Consider the following 24,712-nt stretch of genomic DNA (forward strand, 5'->3'; position numbering starts at 1 on the left):
TTGGTTAATGTGATTGACCGATAAAATAAAACGCCGCAGTCGTTATGATTGCGGCGTTTTTTATTTTTGGCGTTAGCTTAAATTACAGCGTGATAACGTCGCTAGCCTGTGGGCCTTTCTGACCATCAGTTACGATAAATTCAACACTTTGGCCTTCACGTAATGTTTTACGTCCTTGCGCTTGAATAGCACTGAAGTGAACAAACACATCTTTACCATCGGCAGCAGAAATAAAACCAAAGCCTTTATCATCGTTGAACCACTTTACGGTTCCAGTCAGTTTACTCATGTACGTCTTTCCCTTATAGACTAATCGTAGTAGTTACAGTTTATAGGTAACTAGGTGCTTATGACGGGTTCAGTCTAGATCGAATTTATGACAATGAGTAGTGTTTTATTGTGCTTTTATGTCTTAGCTAACGTTAATTAACTTTAAAGAGAAAGGCGCGGTCAGGAGGGGGAGAAATATCAGAAGGTGCCATCACGAATTGTGACAGCACAAAAGATGTATTAATCGTTTTTAGTTTGCTGACATTTGTGACAAACACCATGACTTTCAACGACGTGATGCTTAATCATAAAGCCATACTGTTCTGATTTTTGGCGTAAAAGCTTGGCGAGCTCATCATCATGAATTTCTTCAACAAACCCACACTCATCACAAATTAATAATTGTGAACAATGATCAGCATGGCCAAGTACACAACATGCAATATAGCTGTTAGTTGATTCAACTTTATGCACGAACCCTTGCGCTAACAGAAAATCTAAGGCGCGATATACTGTCGGTGGTTTTGCTTGTGGTTCTGATGCTTTGAGTAAATCAAGTAACTCATAAGCACTAATAGAACTATGATGATTAATGATCAGTGCCAGTACTTTTAATCGCTGCGGGGTCATTCTTACCCCTCGTTGCTCACAGAGCTGTTGTGCTTTAGCTAGCAGTTGAGTTTGAACCGTCATAGAGCCTCAAAAAAACGTCATTGAGTTTTTATTTTATCACAGCTGTCTAAAAACATACCCACACTTAGTAAGTAACCGTAATTAAGAGCAAAGATTCCGTGTAAATGATCACGTTATATCAAGGAAAGTAAAAATGGATGTCAGTAAAAGGATGGATGGCAAACAACTTATCATCTCTTTTAATTATTCATTATTGAGAATAGTAGCGAAGAATAAATAGGTGATATAAATATTGAGAATGATATGATTTTTGCATTATAAAAACTAATGCCAAGGTTGTGTTTTTTTTCATTTCTCAAGTGATTTAAAATACCTATAATGACGCCCATCGAAACGTGACCGACGCCTTGAATATTCGTGATTAGGCAATGGTTATATATAAAATGCTTAATCTTTAAGGTAAAAAAAATGTCTGTTATCATTACTAAAATTGTTGCTCTTTACACGCCTGTATTTTCTACAATGTACAAAAGTGGTAATATGATGAAGTAACATTTTGCAGTAAGGTCAATTATAGACCGACAGCGAAAAGAATTTAGAAAAAGGCCTTGAATACTGTTCAAGGCCTTTTTTGTTATTTAAAAAAGAGGTTTTATACCTAAATGGCTGGATATTGAGCCTGTTGGTCACGATGTAATATATTGAATCAGTAAACAAATATAAATTTTAGTTCTACTGACTAAATATTAACTATCTATATAATTTTTATAAAATACAATTATTTGGAAGATTTAGGAAGTTGTGATGTGAGCGATTTTTTACTTGCTTATGATCTGTAATATTATCTCGTCATTAATGTTAAATGGAGATAAACAAGATGAGCGGTATTATTAAATTATCACGCAATACAGCAACAGCGCCTTGCGACTTGGTGGCAACACAAACTGTTGCATTTTCGCATTACAATAATATTTCTGCACAATTACCGGTGGATGTTAAAAGTGGAAAAATTGTTGATGGTGGTGTTACTGAACAGGCTACACAATGCTTAAATAATATTAAGGCTATTGTCGAAAGTATTGATCATTCAATGCATGATGTTATTAAAATTAATGTGTACCTTAAAAACATTACCGATCTTGAGTGTGTTGATGATGTTTATGCAACGTTTTTCCCGCGTTATTTACCGACGCGTGCTGTGATGAGCGTAGCAGCATTACCCATGTCTGACGCATTAGTCCAAATGGATGCCGTGATATCTAATGGTGAAGGCTCTGGTACACAATCTCCCTGTGATCTTGTTAAAATTGCCCGCAATACAGCCAATGCTCCTAACTGTGATGTATCGACTCAGACTGTTGCCTTCTCGCATTACAACCATATTTCAGCCCAATCACCGCTTGATCCTAAAACAGGGAATATGATTACTGGTGGCGTAAAAGATCAGACAGGGCAGTGTTTAAAAAATATTAAGAGTATTCTAGAAGCGATTGATGTGCCTGCTGACGATATCGTGAAAATTAATATTTATCTTAAAAATTTGGCCGATATTGATGCGATCAATGAAGTCTATCGTTGCTATTTCCCTGATGCGGGAATTGCACGAACATGTGGCTATATGCCCGCTCGATCAGTGATTGCAGTTGAAGGATTACCAATGGGTGCATTAGTGCAGATCGATGCAACGGTTTCTCATGGCGATGGAACACCACCACAAGCGGTTGAAGATCGTCATGGCTTGGTGATCGAAGCTAACAATACACATGCCGCGCCTCAAACCTCATTATCTTCTCAAACCGTAGCATTTTCACATTATAATAATATTTCTGGGCAGTTACCGTTAAACGCGATGACAGGTAAGCTTGTTGATGGCGGTGTTAATGAACAAGCAAGACAATGCTTAGCAAATATTAAAGCGATAGTTGAAAGTGTGGATCATGTAATGGATGATATCGTTAAGATCAATATTCAACTTACAAATATGGCAGATCTTGATGCGGTTAATGACGTTTATACGACGTTCTTTAATGAGCAACTTCCGGCTAGAACCGTTATTGGCGTTTCTACCATCGCGATGGGTGCTTTAGTACAAATGGATGCAATTGTATCTAACGGCGAAGGCACTCCTCCTGCCGTGTAATAAAAAGAGCCACGATAAATGATGTTGTTATTATGAAAAGCCATATTGATGAATGAATATGGCTTTTCTTGTTTATATACTTTATTTAATAATCCTTTAGGTATTTTAAGTATTATTAAACTAATCATGGGTTGACGGCGATCCCTGTCTAATCATGGTGACAATAACTATTTTAGGGTAGAATCCGCGCCTCAAAAGATATTTTAGGGACCGTTTATGCCTCCTAAACTGTCCCTCATCCGTCCCTTATCGCTAACAATAGTCGATATTGGGATGAAGTATATTGCAGTACCCGTAAGTGGTATTTGCCATAACCACTTAATATGAAAGGAATATTGTAATATGTACCCATCTGCTCGTTTTTCTGTCGCACCGATGCTGGATTGGACTGATCGTCATTGCCGTTATTTTCATCGTTTAATGAGTAAAGAAGCTCTGTTGTATACCGAAATGGTAACGACAGGCGCAATTATTCACGGCAAAGGTGATTTTCTGGCGTATAACGAAGAAGAGCATCCATTAGCATTACAACTGGGTGGCTCAAATCCGGTTGATCTTGCGCGTTGTGCTAAATTAGCAGCAGATCGTGGTTATGATGAGATCAACTTAAACGTTGGTTGTCCATCTGATCGCGTTCAAAACGGTATGTTTGGTGCTTGTTTAATGGGTGAAGCTGAGTTGGTGGCGCAATGTGTTGCTGCAATGCGTGAAGTCGCTGATATTCCTGTTACTGTTAAAACCCGTATTGGTATTGATGATCAAGATTCTTATGAGTTCTTAACTCACTTTATTCAAACCGTATCAGAAAAAGGTGGTTGTGATAATTTTACTATTCACGCCCGTAAAGCATGGCTAAAAGGCTTAAGCCCAAAAGAAAATCGTGAAATTCCAGAACTTGATTACCCACGTGTTTACCAATTAAAGCAAGACTTTCCACAGTTAACCATGGCAATCAACGGTGGCATTAAAACTTTTGAAGAAATGGAACAGCACCTTAAATATATGGATGGTGTAATGGTGGGGCGTGAAGCTTACCAAAGCCCTTATCTGATGGCAGAAGTGGATCAGCGTTTATTTGGCAGTCACCGCCCAGTAATGAAGCGTCGTGAAGTGGTTGAAGCTATGTATCCATATATCGAGCAACAATTAGCGAACGGTTCATACTTAGGTCATATTACTCGTCATATGCTAGGTCTATTCCAAAATATGGCGGGTGCGCGCCAATGGCGTCGTTATATTAGTGAAAATGCACATAAGCCAGGGGCGGGAATTGAAGTAGTACAACAGGCATTAGCGAAAATCCCTGCCGAGTTAGATGTGTAGTCATACGCACTATTAACGTGATTATAGTGGTGAGTTTTACTTAGTATTAGGTGAGATTGACCAATAAATAGTAAATGCCAATTCGTTATTGAATTGGTATTTTTTTATCTGTATGAAAAATAAAATAAAATATTTATATTAGAGTTGGCGTGAATTGTGCAATATTGTGAGTAATAATAAAGATAGCACTGGGGTTTCATGTGGATACCGCAGTTATAAAAAAGGATAATCTATGTTTGAGTTCCTCTTTTTGGTTGCTTTTACATTGGTACTGATATTTACCGGTGTTAGTTTGATTGGCGTTCTGATTGCGGTTGCAGCCGGTTTTGCGGTTATGGCCGTTGTTGGTATGTTGGGGTTAGTCTTTAAGTTATTACCGTGGATCGTATTGATAGCATTAGGTATTTGGTTTTTTCGCGAGCGTAATGCTGACAAACAGCATCAAGAACGTATGTCTCGTCGCCGCCGCTATTAATGACGATTGATTGCAGAGTTTTCATACTGCTTCTGATATAATTTTGTGCGATTAATTACATAAAATTATAAGAGCGGAGACTCGAATGAAAAAAGTGGTGCTTTCAATTGCAGCGGCAATGACGCTAGCAGCAGCCCTTCCTGCACAAGCAGATACTTTACTTGGTGTTAAAGTGGGTGCGGATGCATGGTTTACAAACGCAAAAGTAGCTGGCCAAAAAAGTGACGATACATCAACATCTTACTATGCATCTTTTGAGCACTTTATTCCTTTAGTGCCAAACGTAATGGTACGCTACAATAATATTGATACTGGGAATGTGAATTTTGAGCAAAGTGATTTCACCGCTTATTATGAAATTCTTGATAATGACTTAGTTGCGTTAGATTTAGGTCTAACAATGACTAAGTTTGCTGGTGTTCAAATTCAACACCAGAACAGTTTTAGTGATTGGCAGCCAACAGTTTATGCTGCTGCTGAGCTAGGTATTCCAGCAACACCATTATCAGTATTTGCTCAAGCGAATGCGGGTAAATACGATGGTACAAGTTTGTTTGATGGCCAAGCGGGTGTGAAATTCACATTAGATTTAATCGCAGCAGATCTTAACCTTCGTGCGGGTTACCGTATGATGGATTATGACTTTAAAAAATCAACATCTGGTGATGTTGACCTAGATGGTTGGTTTGCTGGCGTAGAAGTTGATTTCTAATTAACTTCAGCTTTCATTGTGTGATCTAATTATAAAACCACGATTATTTCGTGGTTTTTTTATTGGCGCTAATCCCGTTTATGTACCACTTTTAAAGGTAAGCAAACTGATTTTATGTGTGATGCACAATATCAGTATTAGGGAGGAGTAAGTGATGACATTAACTGAATTGAAACACCTATACGCTGACCAAGATCTTGTCGAGGCACTCATCGAACCATCAATTAATAGTGGTTATATTGTTGAATTTCGTCATCGTCGCGGCGGTTTGGTGCCATTAACTGATATTAGTGGTAGTGAACAATGCTATGGTGATGTTGATAGTGCTACTCAACAAGCATTTGAAGTTGGTTTTCAACAAGTTAGAATTGCTGACGAATACTAAATCCTGCCTTTATTTCTCCATTCTAAAACCAAATAGTGTTATCGCTATTTGGTTTTTTTGTACGATTAACCTTACAAATGGTTATAAAACATTCTTATCTATTCTTTCTTGTTATTAGTTTAAATGGCTACTCTAACATAACGCAATGAATAGGGATCGTCGTGCTATGTCAATTAACCAACTATCAGCTTTAGCTAGCCCACTTAATGATCAACAAATAGATCAGCTTAAGCTAGCCGCTGCAGAATCATCACCACAACAACTGGCTTGGATCAGTGGCTATTTTTGGGGGTTGAGCCAATCTCAATCATCAACAACGGCATCTGTTCCTGCATCAAACGTACTGGCTGCTGCAAAACCAGCAGGTACTCTAACCATTATTTATGCCTCACAAACAGGCAATGCTAAAGGTGTTGCCCAAACGTTACAACAGCAAGCTCAATCGCAAGATATTGCAGTGAATCTGGTGTCGGCGGGGGATTATAAGGGTAAAAATCTCAGTAAAGAAACCCATGTCATTATTGTTGCTTCAACACATGGAGAAGGTGAAGCTCCTGATGATGCAATAGAACTCCATCAGTTTCTACAGTCTAAAAAAGCGCCTCAATTATCGAATTTGCACTATGCCGTGATTGGGTTAGGCGATTCTAGTTATGAATTTTTCTGCCAAACCGCTAAAGATTTTGATAGCTACTTAGCGAAACTTGGAGCGAAATCGATGCTGGAGCGGCTTGATTGTGATGTTGACTATGAAGCGGCTGCCACTGAGTGGCGTACACAAGTATTAGTTAAAACCAAACAAACCTTATCAACCGGTGAAGCAGAAGTCGTTCAGTTACCCGTGGGACAAAAGGCCACAGCTGTTGCGACTTATAATAAGCAAAATCCTTACACGGCCAGTTTATTAGTAAGCCAGAAAATCACTGGCCGTAATTCAGATAAAGATGTACGCCATATTGAAATTGATTTAGAAGGTTCCGGTTTAAGCTATCAAGCGGGTGACGCGCTAGGGGTGTGGTTTGAAAATGATCCACAATTAGTTGATGCCATATTAGCGAAACTTGCCTTAGATGCTACAACAGTCGTTGAGGTTGATGGCTGTAACTTATCTATTCGTGATGCGTTGATTAGCCATTATGAAATTACTGCATCAAATCCACAGCTTGTAACTAAATATGCAGAAATATCTGACAGCAAAAAATTACAAAAGCTGGTGGATGATCGTGAAAAGCTGCGCAAGTATTCTGCTAATACTCAAATCATTGATGTACTCGCTGAGAAGAAAGCTGCTTTAACCGCAGAGCAATTAATCGGTTTATTACGCCGTTTAACTCCCCGTTTATATTCTATTGCTTCCAGTCAACAAGAAGTGGGCGAAGAAGTGCATTTAACGGTTGGTGTGGTTGAATTTTCCCAAGGCGACGAGCAACGCCAAGGTGGTGCATCAAGTTTTTTAGCGCAACGTCTAGCAGAAGGCGCTGCGGTGAAAGTGTTTGTTGAAACCAATAATAACTTTAACTTGCCTGTTGATGATAATACACCCGTGATCATGATTGGCCCGGGAACGGGTATTGCCCCGTTCCGTGCTTTTGTTCAAGAGCGTGAAAACCGTGAAGCAAGTGGTAAGAATTGGTTATTTTTTGGAGACAGAACCTTTACTGAAGATTTTTTGTATCAAGTTGAGTGGCAAAAATATTTAAAATCTGGCGTTGTGACTCAAATGGATGTGGCTTTTAGTCGTGATCAAGCTGAGAAAGTTTACGTTCAACACCGCATCTTAGAACAAGCACCACAAGTATGGCAGTGGCTACAAGAGGGATCTCATATTTACGTGTGTGGTGATGCAGCCCATATGGCAAAAGATGTCCATCAAGCCTTGTTAACCGTTATTGAGCAGCAAGGAAATCAAACACGCGAGCAAGCCGAGCAGTATCTCAATGAGCTGCGTAAAACTAAGCGCTATCAAAGGGATGTGTACTAATGACAGATCAAAAACTATCAGACAATGAGCGTCTAAAACGTCAAAGCAATTTTCTTCGCGGTACTATAGAGCAAGATCTTGATGATCGTATTACTGGGGGATTTAGCGCTGATAACTTTCAATTAATTCGCTTTCATGGCATGTATCAGCAAGATGATCGCGATATTCGCGCTGAACGTGCTAAACAAAAATTAGAACCGCTTCAGAATGTGATGTTACGGGCGCGAATGCCGGGGGGCGTGATCACTCCTGAACAATGGTTAGCAATTGATAAATTTGCTGATGAGCATACCTCGTATGGCAGTATTCGTTTAACGACCCGTCAAACATTTCAGTTCCATGGAGTGCTGAAACCCAATATTAAACTGATGCACCAAACACTAAATAGTATTGGTATTGATTCCATCGCAACGGCGGGGGATGTAAATCGTAACGTGTTGTGTACCACCAACCCTGTTGAATCTGAGCTTCACCAACAAGCGTATGAGTGGGCAAAAAAAATTAGTGAACATTTACTGCCGAAAACACGTGCTTATGCCGAAATTTGGTTAGACGGTGAAAAGCTTGAAACAACCGATGAAGAACCCATTTTAGGCAGTAACTATCTACCGCGTAAGTTTAAAACTACAGTGGTTATTCCGCCGCAAAATGATGTTGATGTCCATGCTAATGATTTGAACTTTATTGCGATTGCAGAAAATGGGCAGTTAGTGGGTTTTAATGTGTTAGTTGGTGGTGGTCTGGCTATGACTCACGGTGATCATTCAACTTATCCTCGTCGTGCTGATGATTTTGGCTTTATTCCATTGGCTAAAACCTTAGATGTTGCGGCTGCAGTCGTTACCACCCAACGTGATTGGGGTAACCGTTCTAACCGTAAAAATGCCAAAACTAAATACACTCTTGATCGGGTTGGCGTGGATGTATTTAAAGCAGAAGTTGAGTCACGGGCCGGGATTACCTTTGAAGTCAGTCGACCATATGAGTTTACCGATCGTGGTGATCGAATTGGTTGGGTTGAGGGCATTGATGGTAAACATCATTTAGCGTTATTTATTGAAAATGGCCGTTTATTGGATACCCCTAATAAACCTCTTAAAAGCGGTATGGCTGCAATAGCCAAGGTACATCGCGGTGATTTTAGAATGACGGCCAATCAAAACTTGATTGTTGCTGGAGTGTTAGCAAAAGACAAAGTCAAGATCGAGAAGATCGCGCGAGATCATGGTTTGATGGATGACAGTGTCAGTGAGCAGCGAAAAAACTCAATGGCATGTGTCTCTCTTCCAACCTGTCCATTAGCCATGGCGGAAGCCGAACGTTTCCTTCCTGAATTTGTGACTGATGTTGAAGCTGTTTTAGAAAAGCACGGCTTAGATGATGATGAAAATATTATTTTACGGGTAACCGGGTGTCCTAATGGCTGTGGGCGCGCGATGTTGGCTGAAATAGGCTTAGTGGGTAAAGCGCCTGGGCGTTATAACTTGCATTTAGGTGGTAACCGTAATGGCACTCGAGTACCTAAAATGTACCGCGAGAATATTACCGTAGCGCAAATAATGGATGAGATGGATAGTTTAGTCGGACGTTGGGCTACAGAGCGTCAACAGAATGAAGGCTTTGGTGATTTCACTATTCGTGCTGGCATTATTGATGAAGTAAAAATATCGATGAGGGATTTTTATGCCTAAATTTCAACTGGCTGAGTTACTTGAACTGCCAAAAGTGAGTCAAATTATTCAGCTGGCTGAAATTAATGCCACGCTGGAAACCATGACCGCTCAACAGCGCGTGCAATGGGCGCTTGATAATCTTGAAGGAGAGTTTGCATTAGCATCTAGCTTTGGGATTCAATCGGCTGTGATGTTGCACTTAGTCACAGAGATTAAGCCAAAGATTGCGGTGATATTAACGGATACCGGGTATTTATTTACCGAAACGTACCAGTTCATTGATAGTTTAACTGAGCGGCTTCATTTAAATCTGCATATTTATCGAGCTCAGCACAGCGCAGCATGGCAAGAAGCTCGTTATGGTCAATTATGGCTGCAAGGTGTTGAAGGTATTAAGCAATATAACCAGTTAAACAAAGTAGAGCCGATGCGGCGGGCATTGAGTGAGCTGAATGTTGGAACATGGTTTTCAGGATTACGTCGTGAGCAAGCAGATTCGCGAGCAACACTACCTGTGTTAGCGATTCAAAATGGTCGTTTTAAATTTTTGCCTGTGATTGATTGGACCAATGATGATATTGATGCTTACTTGCTGCAACATCAATTACCTTATCATCCGTTAAAACACCACGATTATTTATCTGTGGGGGATATTCATACTACGGTGAAATGGCAACCAGGAATGACAGAACAAGAGACGCGCTTTTTTGGTTTGAAGCGTGAATGTGGTTTGCATGAAGACAATGACACTGAATCACAAGGTTCGGGGATTTAGTTTCGTTTTGTGTTGGGATAATAAATAAAAACAAGGCAGCGTATCGACGCTGCCTTGTAGGTTATTTAGACAAGAATAAGATTATTTTGCTGCAGCTGCAGGAGCCCATACTTTATCTAGTGCGCCTAAAAGCGCATTACTTGCACCTTGTTGACCTAAGAATTGAGTAATAACCGGAATAAATTTATTAATCATCGCAGGATCCATACCCAGAACAGAGAACACTTTATCAATGTTAGCTTGGTTGCTAAGCAGCTGACCTAATCCCATTGGTAATGAGTCCGTTAATTTTTCAGCGCCAGGGATCAATTTAGCCAGTTCGCTTCCTTGTGGGCCTGAAAGTTGACTTGCCGCCATACCAAGTAATGCGCCTGCACCACCTGCAGCTTGTTCTGGTTTAACACCGAGTTCAGAAATCAGTGTTTTTGTTAGCGGGTTTTCTGCAACTTGGCTAACCACTTGATCGGCACTTTCGCCACCGAAAATATCAGATAAGCTAAAAGCGTAACTCATGGCGCTTGATGATAGCAATGCAACTGCTGCAACAGTCGTTACGATACGACGTTTTTTCATGGGGAGACTCCTTAGTAAAGATTAATACCGAAGTCTTTTAAATCAGAAATTGACTTGGGTATGTCAATCCTAGTGAAGATTTGCCTTGTTGCAATGATTTTTTGTTATTTGAATGACATATAGGTATAAAAAACGGCGCTTATAGCGCCGTTTATTTATTTGTTCAAGCTTGATATCTTATAGAATATCTAAAAGCTCTACTTCAAATACTAGTGCCGCATACGGAGGGATAGCAGCACCTGCGCCGCGCTCACCGTAAGCTAGGTTTTGTGGAATAGATAGTTTCCACTTAGAACCTACTGGCATCATTTGAAGAGCTTCAACCCAACCAGCGATAACGCCAGTTACAGGGAATTCTGCTGGTTGACCACGAGAGACAGAGCTGTCAAAAACAGTGCCATCTGTTAGCATACCGTGGTAGTGCACACGAACTTGCTTGTCTGAAGTTGGAATTTCGCCAGTACCTTCAACAAGAACTTCGTACTGAAGACCAGAATCAGTTACTGTAACTTCTGCACGTTGTGCATTTTCAGCTAGGAATGCTTCGCCATCAGCGGCAGCTAGTTTAGCTTGTTCTTGACGAGCTGCATCTGCTGCGGTGTGAAGTTCACGTAGTGCATTGTTGATGTCATCAACTTCGATTTCTGGCATTTCGCCAGCTAGAGAAGTTGCGATACCTTTAGCAATAGCTGCTACGTTTAGGCCTTCAAGACCGCTTTGTGCTAGTTGTTGGCCCATTTGTAGACCAATACCGTAGCTTGCTTTAGTCTCAATTGTATCTAGTTTAACGTCAGACATTATTGTCATCTCTTAATGTAGAATGAATTATAGCTGGCAGGATAACAGTTTAGCCCCCATCGGGTAAATGTTTGTAACCAATATTCGCTAATTGCGTGACATATGAAGCTTTGGAGTGCTGTATATGGGAAAGGTAAATCGCCGTTCAAATAAAAAAAACGCTAACCAGCAACCGCCAATAAAACTCAATATTGGCGCAATAAAGGCAAAATGCAGTGAGCGTGTATCTGGTGTAAGTCAGGTATGGCAGCGTTTCCCTCGTTTTCATCGTTGGGCGTTAGTCATTATTGTGCCCGTATTTATTGGCGCGTTAATGCTACCATCAACTAAAGAATTAGAAGGGCAATCTAACAGTGTCCCGATGCGTCGTGATATAGTTTTAAATTTAGGCAATAGCGATGTGGCAAGCCAGGTGACGTCGGAGCCTAATGCTCAAACTGAAAATAATCCCAATGGCAATGGTAAGCAAAGTGCGGTTAAACGTACCGATGTTGTATTAGACAGTGCTGATATTAAAGAAGATTCAGGTATGAAAGCGACGGGGGGAATGGAAGATCGTGGTCCTGCACCTGAGCGTAAACCGATGACCTCAAAAATCTACCCGATTAATGGAGGTAAGGTTTATACCATTGATTCTAAAACGCATAAACCTGTGGTAGCAGCAAAAACTACGGCACAGACGACATCAGTATCGACGCCAAAGGCCACTCAGCAGCCCGTGGGTGCCGCGAACCAATGGTATAGTTATAAAGTGCCAGCGGGAGATACATTAGCGAATATTTTCCGTAATAAAGGACTACCTCTCGGGGATCTTTATGCTATCGCAAAAGTTGAAGGGGCGGGTAAACCTATTAGCCGTATTCAAGCTGGACAGACGTTACGTTATCGTCAAAACAGCCGTGGTGAAATTAGTGGCTTACAAATTCTAGGTAATGGTGTTTCTGCTTCGTATGCAGTTAATGCTAGTGGCCGTTTTTATCGTCAATAAATTCACAATGGTTGTATGTTAAATCAATAAGCCGCCAGTTAAGGCGGCTTATTATTTTTAAGTGATAAATGTTTAATCTGCGTTATGGCTCAGGCTTTGTGGTGAGCGACGAATCTTTGGCCATGGTGCCATTGGTAGAATGATCAATAAAATTCCTAATCCCGTGAGTAGATCGGGAATCTCGTCAAACCATAAATAACCAAATATCGCGACAAAAATAAGCCCTGAATACTCCGCAAGTCCAATCTTATAAGTCTCACTTTGACGGTAAGCCGCAACACAACAGCCTTGATAACCTAATGTAAATAACGCACTTGCCGCAATCAATAACCATTGTTTGGGCTGTAGTGGTTGCCAATATTGGTAGGCTAATAGGCTTGATATGGGTAACGATAAAATACCTGTCCAAAAAAGGGTGCTAATTATCGGTTGCTGCGGTGGCAATTTACGTACTAATACATTGTATAACGCTAATGTTGAAGCTGTGCCTAATCCAGCAAATGCAGCCCAATGAAATTGATCGGGGCGTAACACAATGACGATACCAACAAAACCGATTGCAGTGGCGATCACTTTTTCTTTATTGGGGCGCTCACCTAATACCAACATTGATAACGGTAACATTAGCAACGGTGCCGCATAAAACAAAGCGTTGGCAGTTGCTAATGGTAGGTAAGTCAGTGCGATCAGTAAGAGACCACTGCCAGCTAACACGAGGTGAGCGCGAATTGCATTGACTTTCCAATGACCAATATCACGCTGAGCTGAGGGTAATCGTAGCCATAATGGCGCAATCAGGATCACACTCAATAGTTGGCGAATAAACATATACTGAAATGCCGATACGCTACCGTCTAATAATTTTACTGCCACATCTGACAGTGATGACGATAAATTACCGCAAATTAAAATAGCAATACCGATTGAAACCGCAGACCAGCGCATTAGGTGGGATCTTGTAATAACTGCATATCAACATGGGGAATGCCATCTTCAAGGTACATGTCTGAGGTTTGAGTGAAGCCATGAGACTGATAGAACGCGACTAAATATTGTTGAGCACCTATTTCAATTAGCTGTTGTGGCCAAATTTTCTCGGCATGGGTTAATCCCTGACGTAATAATTGATGTCCTAAACCATGTTTACGCTGACTTGGTGTTACTACAACTCGTCCAATACTGACATTATCATAAGTAACGCCAGGGGCTAATAAACGTAGGTATGCGACAAGTTCATTGTTTACGTAACCTAGCAGATGGAACACATTTGGAGCGCGGTCGTGATCATCAAGATCGGGATAGACACAATTTTGTTCAACGCAAAAAATCTCTGAGCGTAGTTTTAATAGATCATAGAGCTGGTGGGTTGTGAGCTCGTCAAAGGGTAAACACTGCCATGTCGTCATGATTAACGTCCTGATTCGGTATGATGTGAGTAGTGTACCGATTTACGCCAACAATGAAGTTAACAATGGTTAATTTTTAGGATTAATTTCACTACTCGCGAGCCGTTTTTTGATTCGACTTAAACTAATGGAAGTAATACCTAAATAAGAAGCCAATTGGTAATCGGTTATGCGCCCAACTAACTCGGGGAAATGATCACTAAACAGTTGTAACCGTTGCTTCGGAGTATGCATGAGCATAAAGCGTTCTTTGTGCTCTTTATGCAGTAATTGACGTTCTAATAAGGTCTGATACAGCGGGTGCTGCTGCTGACGCCATTGCTGAAATAGGGTAATGGGTAACATGATTAATTGGCTGGCGGATAATGTTTCTAATAAATAGGCTGAGGGCGCATCATTAATTAAGCTTTCAAAGCCAATGATGACATCTTGATCCCAATAGAACTCTTTACTGAATTGTTTACCTTGCTCAGTTAAATAACACGCATGGCACAATCCGTTTAGTAAAAAATAACAATGGGTTTGGGTTTGTCCTTGATGTAATAAAATATGGCGAGTTGGAAGATCTAAAGGTTCAGCTACCGCTATGACATCATTAATGGTGGCAGCATCTGCACCTAATTGGGCTAAGAAAGCGGCTAATTTAGCATGATTATCGAAAGACATAAACGCGTTAATGTATAAAAAGAATGTTAATTGAAGTGTATCAAAAAAATACCGCAACCAAGGCTGCGGTATGTGGATATTTTCCTAAGGAGGTTATTTACTCGTTTGTAAATCTAATTGATAAATAGCAAACCCACCCGGCGTTGTCGTTACCTGCTGCATTGGATATTGACCTTTATCTTTAATAAATTGTGCGGCTTTATCGCTGTTCGCCGTTTCAAATTGAATCTTTAACTTCTTATCACTTTTCAGTGGCGTAAAGTGCCAGTTATTATCTGCACTTGGTACAACCTGGCCTTTTTGTTTGCTCACACGACTAATGTAATCCGACAAAACAGTACGGTTTTCATCTGGTGATGCAAAGGCAACGAACGCTTCGCCTGTACCTGCAAATTTACCACTGTAAGCTCGGTAGTTATTGGTCGCGACTAAGAACGTCTGCTCTAAATCAATCGGTTTGCCATTAAAGCTTAAGTCTTTAATACGATTTGCAGCAGGATTAATCAGCTTACACTCACCGTCGTATTTTGCCGGTTGTGAAATATCAATGTTGTATTTCACGCCATCAATGATATCGAAGTTGTAAGTACGGAAACCATCCCAATTAATAAGCCCTTGTGGTTTATCACTGTTAACATCAATTTGATTAAATTGTGCCGCTGAACATTCTAGCCATTCTTGAACGTCCTTACCTTTTACCTTCATTGCAACTAGCGTATTAGGATATAAGTATAAATCAGCCGCGTTACGGAACGTCAGTTGTCCCGCTTCTACTTCGGTGTAGTTACCTGCGTCATTACCACGACCGCCAGCTTTAAATGGTGCCGCGGCTGATAATACTGGTAAACCATCAAGGTCGGGATCACCTTGAATAAAGCGTTCAACGTAATCTTTTTGTGCCAAATTAACAATTTGTACCGTTGGATCGTCCTGCACTAAAGCGAGGTAGCTGTACATCACATCACTTGCTTTACCAATTGGCTGGTTAACAAAATTACGGGTGGCGTTATGATCAATTTTTACTGCCGCGACTAATTTAGGATCAGCTTTGATTAATGATTTTTGAGTCACTTTATCAAAAATAGGGCGTGCTTCAGTTTGAGCTGAGGTCACTTTCCAGCTATTACCGTCTTTGTCTAACACCAAATCCATAATACCCACATGATCACCCCAGCGACCAGGCATTACTGCAGGAATACCATTGATGGTGCCTTTGTTGATATCAGCACCAGGTAAGCTTGCAAAATCTTTACTTGGGAATACCGCATGCGAGTGACCAAATGCGATTGCATCAATCCCTTTTACTTGGGTTAGGAAGTAGACCGAGTTTTCTGCGCCGACTTTATAAGGGTCTGCTGAAACGCCAGAGTGTGGAATGGCGATAATAATATCAGCGCCTTCGGCTTTCATTTGAGGAATGAATTTCTCTGCAGTTTGCTTAATGTCTTTTGCTTCTACTTTGCCTTCAAGATTGTTTTTATCCCACACCATAATTTGTGGCGGAACAAAGCCAATGTAACCAATTTTTAATTTTTGGTTGTTGCCATCGTTATCTTTAAAGGTGTAATCCTGAATAAGGTAAGGGGTAAATAAATTTTTACCGGTTTTTAAATCATAAACATTGGCATTGATATAAGGGAAATTTGCGCCCTCAATACTGGTATCAAGGAACTCAAGCCCATAGTTAAATTCATGGTTACCAATGTTACCTACCGCATAACCGAGTTGGTTCATCACTTTATAGACAGGGTGCACTTCGCCTTTTTTAATACCTTTTGCTGCCATGTAGTCACCCATAGGGCTACCTTGCAACAAATCACCGTTATCGACTAACACGCTATTAATGACTTCAGCGCGTGCTTTTTCAACCAAGGTCGCTGTACGGACTAACCCCGTTTTATCAGTCGGCTTATCTTTGTAGTAATCGTAATCCATTACATTTGTATGAATATCTGTTGTTTCAAGAATACGTAATTTAATCGTTTCTGCATTTGCAGGGCCTGCTAGTAATAGCAAACCGCCTAAAACAGCGATTGATAAAGGCTTAACAGATAGTGTCATGTGTTTCTCCAAAGGGTAGGTAAGGAAAGTGCGCTTAAAATAACAAATCTTGTGCAGTTACTATCTGAATCCGTCACGTAATTGTGCTTTAACTCTCATTTTTTATATGCATAACCATTATTAAGCGGTGAAAAAATCGCAATATTTGATTTAAAAAGAAATGGTGCTGATTCAATTAAGAAAGAAAAGGCATAACTTAGGTTCGAAGTGATATTTGAATATCCTTCATTTTGCTTACTATTAGCTATTTATATCTGCTTTATATTTATTTGCGGTTGATCATTCTATTTGGGTATTAATCGAGGATTGTTGAATTAATAACCAAACTTTTTGATATAAAAAATGAAACTTTAGAATTTCAAGTAATATTCCGAGCTCTCTATAGTGGTTACAGAACACCAAGGAGAGTTAACAATGGATTATTTACCAATATTTGCGGATTTAAAGCGTCGACCCTGTTTGGTTGTCGGTGGTGGTAATAGCGCTTGGCGAAAAACACAAATGTTATTAAAAGCGGGTGCCGATGTGGGGGTTATCGCGTCTAAGCTTAATGCTGATTTTACCACGGCGATTGCTGCTAACAAGATCCGCTTTGTTGGTGACACATTTTCTCCCGCAAATCTTGATGGAATTTTTCTAGCCATTGCCGCAACGCCACATAAAGCGCTGAATGCTTTGGTTTACCAATCAGCTAATCAACGTCAAGTGTTAGTCAATGTAGTGGATGATACTCAACGTTGTAGTTTTATTGTGCCTTCTATTGTTGATCGCTCACCGATCATTGTTGCTATTTCATCATCGGGTAAAGCGCCCGTTTTAGCGCGTTTATTGCGTCAAAAACTAGAAGCAACATTGCCACAGCATTTAGGCAAAATGGCAACTCTTGCGGGTGGTTTTCGTGATTATCTCGCCACCAAGATTTCTACCTTTTCTAGCCGTCGCGCCTTTTGGGAGCAAGCATTTAATGGTCGCTTTGCAGATTTGGTTGCTGTCGGTCGTCATAGTGAAGCCCAACAAGCATTACATCAACAGTTACAACAGCACACGTCACCTGTTGGGCAAGTTGCGTTAATTGGTGCCGGCCCTGGTGATGCGGGGTTACTAACCTTACGTGGGTTGCAATTAATGCAGCAAGCAGATGTGGTGTTGTATGACTATCTTGTCTCCGATGAAGTGATGGCGTTGGTACGTCGTGATGCAGAACTTGTTTGTGTTGGTAAAAAAGCCGGTTTTCACAGTGTGCCACAAGAACAAACCAACCAATTGATTGTTGAATATGCTCAACAAGGCAAACGTGTGGTGCGACTTAAAGGGGGTGATCCGTTTGTATTTGGGCGTGGCGCTGAAGAATTAGAAGTGCTGGTAGAGGCCGGGATTGATTTTCAAGTTGTTCCTGGAATTACAGCTGCAGCTGGTGCGACAGCGTATGCTGGTATTCCATTAACTCACCGTGATTATGCTCAAACCGCAATGTTTATTACTGGGCACTTAAAGCCTGATGGTAAACAACTTGATTGGTTAACATTAGCGCGTGGTAATCAAACATTAGTTATCTACATGGGGCTAATGAAATCCAGTCATATTCAACAGCAGTTATTACAACACGGTCGCGCCCCTAATACCCCTATTGCGATTATTGAACGTGGCACACAAGCCACTCAAAAAGTATTAACCGGACAATTACATGAACTTGCTGATTTAGCACAACATGCTGCATCACCATCATTAATTGTTGTCGGTGAAGTCGTAAAGTTATCACATAAATTAGCTTGGTTCACAACAAAGGAACAGTTACTGCCGCAACCTGAAGCGGCAGTGAAACTGGCATAACATGGAGAGAGTGATGGACCCTAAACGTTTAACCCACCTCAAGCAGCTTGAAGCCGAAAGTATTCATATTTTGCGTGAAGTTGCGGCTGAGTTTGATAACCCAGTCATGATGTATTCCATAGGTAAAGATTCATCCGTGATGTTGCATTTAGCCCGTAAGGCTTTTTATCCGGGTAAAATTCCATTTCCACTATTGCATGTCGATACCACATGGAAGTTTCGCGAAATGATTGAATTTCGAGACCGTGCCGCTGAAAAATACGGTTTTGATTTATTAGTCCATCAGAACCCAGAAGGGGTGGCGATGGGAGTAGGGCCATTTACCCATGGTTCATCAAAGCATACCGACATTATGAAAACCCAAGGCTTAAAACAAGCTCTCGATAAATATGGATTTGATGCTGCGTTTGGTGGCGCTCGGCGTGATGAAGAGAAATCACGTGCGAAAGAGCGAGTCTATTCCTTCCGCGATAAAAACCATAGCTGGGATCCAAAAAACCAACGCCCTGAATTATGGAAAACCTATAACGGTCAAATTAATAAAGGTGAAAGCATTCGCGTGTTTCCACTCTCCAATTGGACTGAACTTGATATTTGGCAATATATCTTCTTAGAGCAAATTGAAATTGTACCGTTGTATTTATCTCAAGTACGGCCAGTTGTTGAACGGGATGGAATGTTGATCATGGTTGATGATGATCGCCTAGAATTACACCCCGGCGAGACTATTCAACAAAAAAGCGTCCGTTTTAGAACCTTAGGGTGTTATCCATTAACAGGAGCGGTGGAATCAACGGCTGATACTTTACCGGGGATTATTGAAGAAATGCTGGTGGCGACTTCCAGTGAACGTCAAGGGCGGGCTATCGATCATGATCAATCTGGCTCAATGGAATTGAAAAAACGCCAAGGTTACTTCTAAGGAGAGATAAATGAACAGTGTGATAGAACAACAGGTCGCAGAGCTTGGAATCGAAGCTTATCTCGATCAACATCATAATAAGTCACTGCTACGATTTTTAACCTGTGGCTCCGTTGATGACGGTAAAAGTACCCTCATTGGTCGTTTGCTGCATGATTCTCACCAAATTTATGAAGATCAATTAGCGGCAATTCATACCGACAGCCAAAAAGTCGGTACTACGGGCGATAAGCCAGACTTAGCGTTATTAGTCGATGGTTTACAAGCAGAGCGTGAACAAGGGATCACTATTGACGTTGCTTACCGTTATTTCTCAACTAAAGCGCGTAAGTTTATTATTGCTGATACACCAGGGCATGAGCAGTACACCCGTAATATGGCAACCGGTGCTTCAACCTGTGATGTAGCGGTTATTTTAATTGATGCTCGTAAAGGGGTATTAGATCAAACTCGCCGTCATTCTTATATCGCCAGTTTACTCGGTATTCGCCAATTTATTGTGGCAGTCAATAAAATGGATTTGGTTGATTTTGACCAAACACGGTTTGAAGACATTCAGCAGCAATACCTTCAGTTTTCAAAAAAACTCAATCCTAAGATTAATATTCAATTATTGCCATTATCTGCCTTAGAAGGCGATAACGTTGTTAGTCAAAGTGCCAAGATGGCGTGGTATCAAGGCGAACCACTATTAACATTATTAGAGCAAGTTGATTTATTCACTGATGATGACTCGCCAGTGTTACGTTTTCCTGTTCAATATGTAAACCGTCCTAATCTCGACTTTCGTGGCTTTGCTGGCACATTAGCCTCAGGTGAACTAAAGGTAGGGCAACGAGTAACAGCATTACCATCAGGAAAAACATCAACCGTAGAGCGAATCGTAACTTTTGATGGTGATTTAGCATTTGCAACTAAAGGCCAGGCCATTACGGTTACTTTAGCGGATGAAATTGATATTAGTCGTGGTGATACGTTAATTGCAGCCGAAGACGAAGTGCCATTAAGTAATAATGTACTAGCTGATATTGTGTGGATGGGGGAAACCGCATTAACGCCGGGACGTCAGTATGATATTAAAGTGGCAGGTAAAAAAACGCTAGGTAGTGTAAGTACGATACGTCATCAAGTTGATATTAATAGTCTTGATACCTTTGCAACCGAGACATTACCCCTTAATGGCATTGGTTTATGTGAGTTCAACTTACATGATGCAATTGCCGTTGATAGCTATCAAACTTGTAAAGATACTGGCGGCTTTATCATTATTGATCGATTAACCAATGTCACTGTTGGTGCAGGTTTAATTCGTGAACCATTAGCCATCGATAACCGTCGTAGTTATTCAATGTTTGAAGTGGAATTTAATGCACTGGTTCGTAAGCATTTCCCGCATTGGGATGCGAAAGATATCGGTCAATTACTGGAGTGATGTGAATGAGCTGGGAACAAGCTACTGTGCTGGCAATGCTAGTAGTGATTATTCTCTGCTTGCTCACTACGAATATTAAACCTGCGTATTTATTTGCCGGCAGTGCGTTTATTGGTTATCAAGCAAACTTAATTGAATTACCTGCTATTGCCGCAAATTTTACCAATTCATCATTATTAACCTTAGTGTTATTAATCTTGGTCTCCATCGCCCTTGAAAAAACCCGCTTAATTAGTTGGGTTGGGCGGCAAATTTCACAAGGTGGTCATAGCTCTGTTGTGGCTAAGCTGGGCTTATCGACCGCATTATTGTCCTCCTTTACCAATAACACTGCGGTGGTGGTGTCATTAATAGGGGCGATAAAGCGTAATCAACGCCATGCTCCCTCTAAATTATTACTGCCGTTATCTTATACCGCTATTTTAGGTGGCACATTAACGCTAATTGGTACATCAACTAACCTTATTATTAATAGTTTTGTAGAAGACGTTGGTTTACCTAGCCTGGGGTTTTTTGCACCTACTATGATTGGCTTAGCGGTATTAGTTATTGGGTTAATAATTTTAATTCCACTGAGTTATTTTTTACCGAATAACGATGATGATAGTGAAGAACAGCTGCCTTATTTCTTAGAGGCGCGAGTAAAAAGTTATTCACCGTTAATAGGAAAGAGCGTCACTGAAAATGGGCTTCGTGCATTGCGACGTTTATTTTTAGCTGAGCTGATCCGTGAGGGTAAGACTATAGCCCCTGTTTGCCCTGATACTAAATTACAAGCCGGTGATCGATTATTGTTTTGTGGTGATATTGAAAGTGTTACCACCTTACAAGAAATAGAAGGACTGCATTTATTTGGTCAGCATCATCTCAATGGTCAATCGATGATGGAAGTTATTGTTAGTCACTCTGCTGCGATTTGTGGACGAACATTAAAAAGCACTCAATTTAGAGAGAATTTTGATGCAGTTGTGGTTGCTATTCGTCGTGGCCATGAACGGTTAGCTGGTGGCTTGGGTAATATTGAATTACGCGCGGGTGATACGCTGGTGATCGTACCGGGAAGATTATTTAACCAAAAACAAGCAATGCTAGAGCGTGAGTTTGTGCTGGTGAATGGCCTTGATTCAAGTGCTCGTCTAGATAGCCATCGTAGTACAACTGTATTAGTTGGTTTTTTAAGCGTGATTGTATTGGCTTTAGTTGGTTGGTTACCATTAATTAAAGGACTAGCGGTTTATTTATTGGTGCTGGTAGTACTGGGGATCATCTCTTTTAATGAGCTTCGACGTCGATTTCCGATTGATATTGTAGTGATTGTAGGTTCGGCATTAACACTGGCACAATTAATGATTACCAGTGGCTTATCACAGCAAATGGGCCAAGCACTTATTACCGCATTTAATGGTTGGGGTGTGTATGGTGGATTAATTGCAGTTTACTTACTTACATTAATCTTGACTGAGTTGATCACTAATAACGCTGCCGCTGCATTAGCGTTCCCAATAAGTTATAGCTTGGCGCTAGGCTATGGTGTCGATCCGATGCCTTTTATTATGGCGGTACTGTTTGGTGCTAGTGCGAGTTTTATTTCACCGTATGGTTATCAAACGAATTTACTCGTTTACAGCGTTGGTAATTATAAAATTCGAGATTATCTAAAACTGGGGTTACCTCTTTCAATAGTGTATTCCGCCGTAGTATTGATCTTGATCCCAGTCGTCTTCCCTTTTAACTAAATTAACAATGGAATATGTTATGAATTCGACAACGAAGTCCCATGACGATAACAATAATATTGTCTGGCATAGTTATAGTGTGACTAAAGAGCAGCGAGGACAGCAAAAGCAGCAGCAGCCTTGTGTGTTATGGTTTACTGGATTGAGTGGTGCTGGAAAATCGACAATTGCTGGCGCTCTTGAACATAGACTCTTGGCATTGGGTTATCATACCTATTTATTAGATGGTGATAATGTTCGCCATGGTTTGTGTAAAGATCTTGGCTTTTCTGCTCAAGATCGACGAGAAAATATTCGTCGTATCGGTGAGGTTGCCACATTGATGGCAGATTCAGGATTGATCGTACTGAGTGCGTTTATATCTCCTCATCGTGAAGAAAGACAAATAGTACGAGATTTACTGCCACACGGTGAGTTTATTGAAGTGTTTGTTGATACTCCTTTAGCTGAATGCGAAAAGCGCGATCCTAAAGGGTTATATAAAAAAGCACGAGCGGGTGAAATAAAGCAATTTACAGGTATTGATGCAGACTACCAATTGCCTTTACAACCTGAAATTCATTTAGCCGCTGATAGTCATAATATTCATGAATTGGTTGAGCAATGTATTAATGCTTTACGTAGTCGAAGTATTATTGCGTGATCATCGGTAATAGGAGTACCGTAAGTGACAACATTACTTGATGCTATATACACTACCGCATTGGATGCGGGTAAATCGATAATGACGCATTATCACAGTAATATAGCGATTGAAAATAAGGCAGATAATAGTCCGGTCACTATTGCTGACCTTGCCGCAAATGAAATTATCATTAATCAGCTACAACAACTGACACCCGATATTCCTATCTTATCTGAAGAGTCGCCACAGACCGATTGGCAACAGCGTCAACATTGGCAATCTTTTTGGCTGGTGGACCCATTGGATGGAACTAAAGAATTTATTAATAAGAACGGTGAGTTTACCGTTAATATTGCGTTTATTGAAAATGGAAAACCTATTTTAGCTGTTGTTTATGCTCCCGCATTAAATAAAGCATGGCTGGGTGATGGAGAAACAGCTTGGCTAGTGACTAAAGCAGGTAAAGAGGTCATTCGTCTTTTACCTTCAACTATACCAACTGTGGTTGGTAGTCGTTCACATCCTTCGGTTGAGTTAGAGGCTTATCTTCAACAACTAGGAGCTCATAAATTAGTGGCAGTGGGATCATCATTAAAGTTTTGCTTAGTGGCCGAAGGGCGAGCTCAATATTACCCGCGCTTAGGACCAACAATGATGTGGGATACTGCTGCTGGTCAATGTATCGCTGAAAGTGCAGGCGCTACAGTGAATGATCTGGATGGTTTTCCCCTTCGTTATGATCGAGAGTCGCTATTAAATCCTTATTTTGTTGTCTCTTAACTATATACAATTAACTAAATGTCACCGATTGATTAAATACTCAACACTATTTTTAAATAGCGACTATTGTTTAATAGCGTTATTGTATGAATATTGACTCTTTTGTGGCTTTTGGTTGGTATTACTAGCATTCGCATCAAAAAAGTAAATAAACAATTGTCATCCTGCTTATTCTCTCTATAATGCACCCCAACGACACGGAATACGTGCAGTTAGTAATTTGATTACAACCTGTGTATAACTTGTAGGTAAGCGGTTTATAAAAAATCACAAGGTTATTTGAGGTTTTATCTTCAATTTAAAGTGTGAAAATCGCAGTCTTGATTTGATTTATATTCAAATGGTAAGAAATATAAAATATATCTTACGCAAGGCAGGTCATTAAAGGGTTTTAAAAATAATTTTAAAAAACTTGTTGACTTTAAATTGGTGCGGAGTAATATACGCAGCCTCAGCCGATACGACGTATTGTGCTAACGTTCTTTAACAATTTGACCATGCAATCTGTGTGGGCACTCGTTGAATAGT

General features: G+C 40.5%; 23 protein-coding genes. 15 read left to right on the top strand and 8 right to left on the bottom strand.

The window, feature by feature from the left end:
• Nucleotides 1–82: 82 nt before the first annotated feature.
• Together VXS03_RS18965 and zur are read right to left on the bottom strand one after the other, a co-directional pair.
• Nucleotides 83–289, bottom strand: a complete 207-nt coding sequence (locus VXS03_RS18965) for a cold-shock protein (RefSeq protein ID WP_080158651.1) — start codon at nt 287–289, stop codon at nt 83–85.
• A gap of 221 nt (nt 290–510) precedes the next feature.
• The gene (gene zur, locus VXS03_RS18970) at nt 511–963 is read right to left on the bottom strand and encodes a zinc uptake transcriptional repressor Zur (RefSeq protein ID WP_327765391.1); all 453 of its coding nucleotides are present in this window, start codon (nt 961–963) and stop codon (nt 511–513) included.
• Between the two features lie 817 nt (nt 964–1,780).
• Between zur and VXS03_RS18975 the strand changes: the two genes are divergently transcribed.
• The 8 genes from VXS03_RS18975 (at nt 1,781) to VXS03_RS19010 (ending at nt 10,367) form a co-directional block, all read left to right on the top strand.
• Nucleotides 1,781–3,043, top strand: coding sequence for a RidA family protein (locus VXS03_RS18975; protein ID WP_327765392.1), 1,263 nt, complete (start codon nt 1,781–1,783; stop codon nt 3,041–3,043).
• Between the two features lie 342 nt (nt 3,044–3,385).
• Complete coding sequence (gene dusA, locus VXS03_RS18980) at nt 3,386–4,366, top strand: tRNA dihydrouridine(20/20a) synthase DusA (RefSeq protein ID WP_327765393.1); 981 nt, start codon at nt 3,386–3,388, stop codon at nt 4,364–4,366.
• Nucleotides 4,367–4,598: 232 nt separating this feature from the next.
• Nucleotides 4,599–4,841 carry an envelope stress response protein PspG gene (gene pspG / locus VXS03_RS18985; protein ID WP_327765394.1) on the top strand — a complete coding sequence of 81 codons (243 nt, stop codon included), beginning with the start codon at nt 4,599–4,601 and terminating at the stop codon, nt 4,839–4,841.
• An 85-nt stretch (nt 4,842–4,926) separates the two neighbouring features.
• Nucleotides 4,927–5,553: a TIGR04219 family outer membrane beta-barrel protein gene (locus VXS03_RS18990; protein ID WP_327765395.1), complete on the top strand. Its 627-nt coding sequence runs from the start codon at nt 4,927–4,929 to the stop codon at nt 5,551–5,553.
• A 154-nt stretch (nt 5,554–5,707) separates the two neighbouring features.
• Nucleotides 5,708–5,938 (top strand): thymidylate kinase, encoded by a 231-nt coding sequence (locus VXS03_RS18995; RefSeq protein WP_080158645.1) that lies wholly within the window; start codon nt 5,708–5,710, stop codon nt 5,936–5,938.
• A gap of 166 nt (nt 5,939–6,104) precedes the next feature.
• On the top strand, nt 6,105–7,919 hold the full coding sequence (locus tag VXS03_RS19000) for an assimilatory sulfite reductase (NADPH) flavoprotein subunit (RefSeq protein WP_327765396.1): 1,815 nt from the start codon (nt 6,105–6,107) through the stop codon (nt 7,917–7,919).
• Nucleotides 7,919–9,610, top strand: coding sequence for an assimilatory sulfite reductase (NADPH) hemoprotein subunit (cysI, locus tag VXS03_RS19005; protein WP_327765397.1), 1,692 nt, complete (start codon nt 7,919–7,921; stop codon nt 9,608–9,610). Before VXS03_RS19000 ends, cysI begins: the two co-directional genes overlap by 1 nt.
• Entirely contained in the window at nt 9,603–10,367 is a 765-nt protein-coding gene (locus tag VXS03_RS19010) for a phosphoadenylyl-sulfate reductase (RefSeq protein ID WP_327765398.1), read from the top strand. Before cysI ends, VXS03_RS19010 begins: the two co-directional genes overlap by 8 nt.
• Nucleotides 10,368–10,448: 81 nt before the next feature.
• Here the strand turns inward: VXS03_RS19010 and VXS03_RS19015 are convergent, their stop codons facing one another.
• Complete coding sequence (locus tag VXS03_RS19015; RefSeq protein ID WP_080158641.1) at nt 10,449–10,940, bottom strand: DUF2780 domain-containing protein; 492 nt, start codon at nt 10,938–10,940, stop codon at nt 10,449–10,451.
• Between the two features lie 177 nt (nt 10,941–11,117).
• The gene (locus VXS03_RS19020) at nt 11,118–11,738 is read right to left on the bottom strand and encodes an FKBP-type peptidyl-prolyl cis-trans isomerase (RefSeq protein ID WP_327765399.1); all 621 of its coding nucleotides are present in this window, start codon (nt 11,736–11,738) and stop codon (nt 11,118–11,120) included.
• Nucleotides 11,739–11,862: 124 nt separating this feature from the next.
• On the opposite strand from VXS03_RS19020, the gene VXS03_RS19025 reads away from it, so the two are divergent.
• Nucleotides 11,863–12,726, top strand: a complete 864-nt coding sequence (locus VXS03_RS19025; protein WP_327765400.1) for a LysM-like peptidoglycan-binding domain-containing protein — start codon at nt 11,863–11,865, stop codon at nt 12,724–12,726.
• Between the two features lie 72 nt (nt 12,727–12,798).
• Here VXS03_RS19025 and VXS03_RS19030 read toward each other — a convergent pair whose 3' ends face one another.
• From VXS03_RS19030 to VXS03_RS19045, 4 genes are all read right to left on the bottom strand, one after another.
• Nucleotides 12,799–13,671, bottom strand: coding sequence for a DMT family transporter (locus tag VXS03_RS19030; RefSeq protein WP_327765401.1), 873 nt, complete (start codon nt 13,669–13,671; stop codon nt 12,799–12,801).
• The gene (locus VXS03_RS19035; RefSeq protein WP_045040771.1) at nt 13,671–14,132 is read right to left on the bottom strand and encodes a GNAT family N-acetyltransferase; all 462 of its coding nucleotides are present in this window, start codon (nt 14,130–14,132) and stop codon (nt 13,671–13,673) included. The genes VXS03_RS19030 and VXS03_RS19035 overlap by 1 nt, the downstream gene beginning before the upstream one ends.
• Before the next feature lie 69 nt (nt 14,133–14,201).
• Nucleotides 14,202–14,798 (bottom strand): Crp/Fnr family transcriptional regulator, encoded by a 597-nt coding sequence (locus VXS03_RS19040; RefSeq protein ID WP_327765402.1) that lies wholly within the window; start codon nt 14,796–14,798, stop codon nt 14,202–14,204.
• 93 nt (nt 14,799–14,891) lie between these two features.
• Nucleotides 14,892–16,859, bottom strand: a complete 1,968-nt coding sequence (locus VXS03_RS19045) for a bifunctional 2',3'-cyclic-nucleotide 2'-phosphodiesterase/3'-nucleotidase (RefSeq protein ID WP_327765403.1) — start codon at nt 16,857–16,859, stop codon at nt 14,892–14,894.
• 414 nt (nt 16,860–17,273) lie between these two features.
• Here VXS03_RS19045 and cysG point away from each other — a divergent pair, with 414 nt between their 5' ends.
• From cysG to cysQ, 6 genes are read left to right on the top strand one after another with little or no spacing between them, the layout of a single operon-like run.
• Complete coding sequence (gene cysG / locus VXS03_RS19050) at nt 17,274–18,689, top strand: siroheme synthase CysG (protein WP_327765404.1); 1,416 nt, start codon at nt 17,274–17,276, stop codon at nt 18,687–18,689.
• Nucleotides 18,690–18,702: 13 nt separating this feature from the next.
• Complete coding sequence (gene cysD / locus VXS03_RS19055) at nt 18,703–19,611, top strand: sulfate adenylyltransferase subunit CysD (RefSeq protein WP_327765405.1); 909 nt, start codon at nt 18,703–18,705, stop codon at nt 19,609–19,611.
• A gap of 10 nt (nt 19,612–19,621) precedes the next feature.
• On the top strand, nt 19,622–21,043 hold the full coding sequence (gene cysN, locus VXS03_RS19060) for a sulfate adenylyltransferase subunit CysN (protein ID WP_327765406.1): 1,422 nt from the start codon (nt 19,622–19,624) through the stop codon (nt 21,041–21,043).
• A 5-nt stretch (nt 21,044–21,048) separates the two neighbouring features.
• Entirely contained in the window at nt 21,049–22,779 is a 1,731-nt protein-coding gene (locus VXS03_RS19065) for an SLC13 family permease (RefSeq protein WP_327765407.1), read from the top strand.
• A gap of 19 nt (nt 22,780–22,798) precedes the next feature.
• Entirely contained in the window at nt 22,799–23,422 is a 624-nt protein-coding gene (gene cysC / locus VXS03_RS19070; RefSeq protein WP_327765408.1) for an adenylyl-sulfate kinase, read from the top strand.
• A gap of 24 nt (nt 23,423–23,446) precedes the next feature.
• Entirely contained in the window at nt 23,447–24,184 is a 738-nt protein-coding gene (gene cysQ / locus VXS03_RS19075; RefSeq protein ID WP_327765409.1) for a 3'(2'),5'-bisphosphate nucleotidase CysQ, read from the top strand.
• Nucleotides 24,185–24,712: the final 528 nt, after the last annotated feature.

It is taken from the genome of Photobacterium sp. S4TG1, from assembly GCF_036040035.1.
Taxonomy (GTDB): Bacteria; Pseudomonadota; Gammaproteobacteria; order Enterobacterales; family Vibrionaceae; genus Photobacterium.

Coding starts and splice junctions, on each gene's coding strand:
- cysC (WP_327765408.1), top strand. CDS start 22,799: ATGAATTCGACAACGAAGTCCCATGACGATAACAATAATATTGTCTGG.
- dusA (WP_327765393.1), top strand. CDS start 3,386: ATGTACCCATCTGCTCGTTTTTCTGTCGCACCGATGCTGGATTGGACT.
- VXS03_RS19065 (WP_327765407.1), top strand. CDS start 21,049: ATGAGCTGGGAACAAGCTACTGTGCTGGCAATGCTAGTAGTGATTATT.
- VXS03_RS19010 (WP_327765398.1), top strand. CDS start 9,603: ATGCCTAAATTTCAACTGGCTGAGTTACTTGAACTGCCAAAAGTGAGT.
- cysI (WP_327765397.1), top strand. CDS start 7,919: ATGACAGATCAAAAACTATCAGACAATGAGCGTCTAAAACGTCAAAGC.
- VXS03_RS19020 (WP_327765399.1), bottom strand. CDS start 11,738: ATGTCTGACGTTAAACTAGATACAATTGAGACTAAAGCAAGCTACGGT.
- VXS03_RS18965 (WP_080158651.1), bottom strand. CDS start 289: ATGAGTAAACTGACTGGAACCGTAAAGTGGTTCAACGATGATAAAGGC.
- VXS03_RS18995 (WP_080158645.1), top strand. CDS start 5,708: ATGACATTAACTGAATTGAAACACCTATACGCTGACCAAGATCTTGTC.
- cysN (WP_327765406.1), top strand. CDS start 19,622: ATGAACAGTGTGATAGAACAACAGGTCGCAGAGCTTGGAATCGAAGCT.
- cysG (WP_327765404.1), top strand. CDS start 17,274: ATGGATTATTTACCAATATTTGCGGATTTAAAGCGTCGACCCTGTTTG.
- VXS03_RS19025 (WP_327765400.1), top strand. CDS start 11,863: ATGGGAAAGGTAAATCGCCGTTCAAATAAAAAAAACGCTAACCAGCAA.
- VXS03_RS18975 (WP_327765392.1), top strand. CDS start 1,781: ATGAGCGGTATTATTAAATTATCACGCAATACAGCAACAGCGCCTTGC.
- zur (WP_327765391.1), bottom strand. CDS start 963: ATGACGGTTCAAACTCAACTGCTAGCTAAAGCACAACAGCTCTGTGAG.
- cysD (WP_327765405.1), top strand. CDS start 18,703: ATGGACCCTAAACGTTTAACCCACCTCAAGCAGCTTGAAGCCGAAAGT.
- VXS03_RS18990 (WP_327765395.1), top strand. CDS start 4,927: ATGAAAAAAGTGGTGCTTTCAATTGCAGCGGCAATGACGCTAGCAGCA.
- VXS03_RS19015 (WP_080158641.1), bottom strand. CDS start 10,940: ATGAAAAAACGTCGTATCGTAACGACTGTTGCAGCAGTTGCATTGCTA.
- VXS03_RS19040 (WP_327765402.1), bottom strand. CDS start 14,798: ATGTCTTTCGATAATCATGCTAAATTAGCCGCTTTCTTAGCCCAATTA.
- VXS03_RS19045 (WP_327765403.1), bottom strand. CDS start 16,859: ATGACACTATCTGTTAAGCCTTTATCAATCGCTGTTTTAGGCGGTTTG.
- VXS03_RS19035 (WP_045040771.1), bottom strand. CDS start 14,132: ATGACGACATGGCAGTGTTTACCCTTTGACGAGCTCACAACCCACCAG.
- pspG (WP_327765394.1), top strand. CDS start 4,599: ATGTTTGAGTTCCTCTTTTTGGTTGCTTTTACATTGGTACTGATATTT.
- VXS03_RS19030 (WP_327765401.1), bottom strand. CDS start 13,671: ATGCGCTGGTCTGCGGTTTCAATCGGTATTGCTATTTTAATTTGCGGT.
- VXS03_RS19000 (WP_327765396.1), top strand. CDS start 6,105: ATGTCAATTAACCAACTATCAGCTTTAGCTAGCCCACTTAATGATCAA.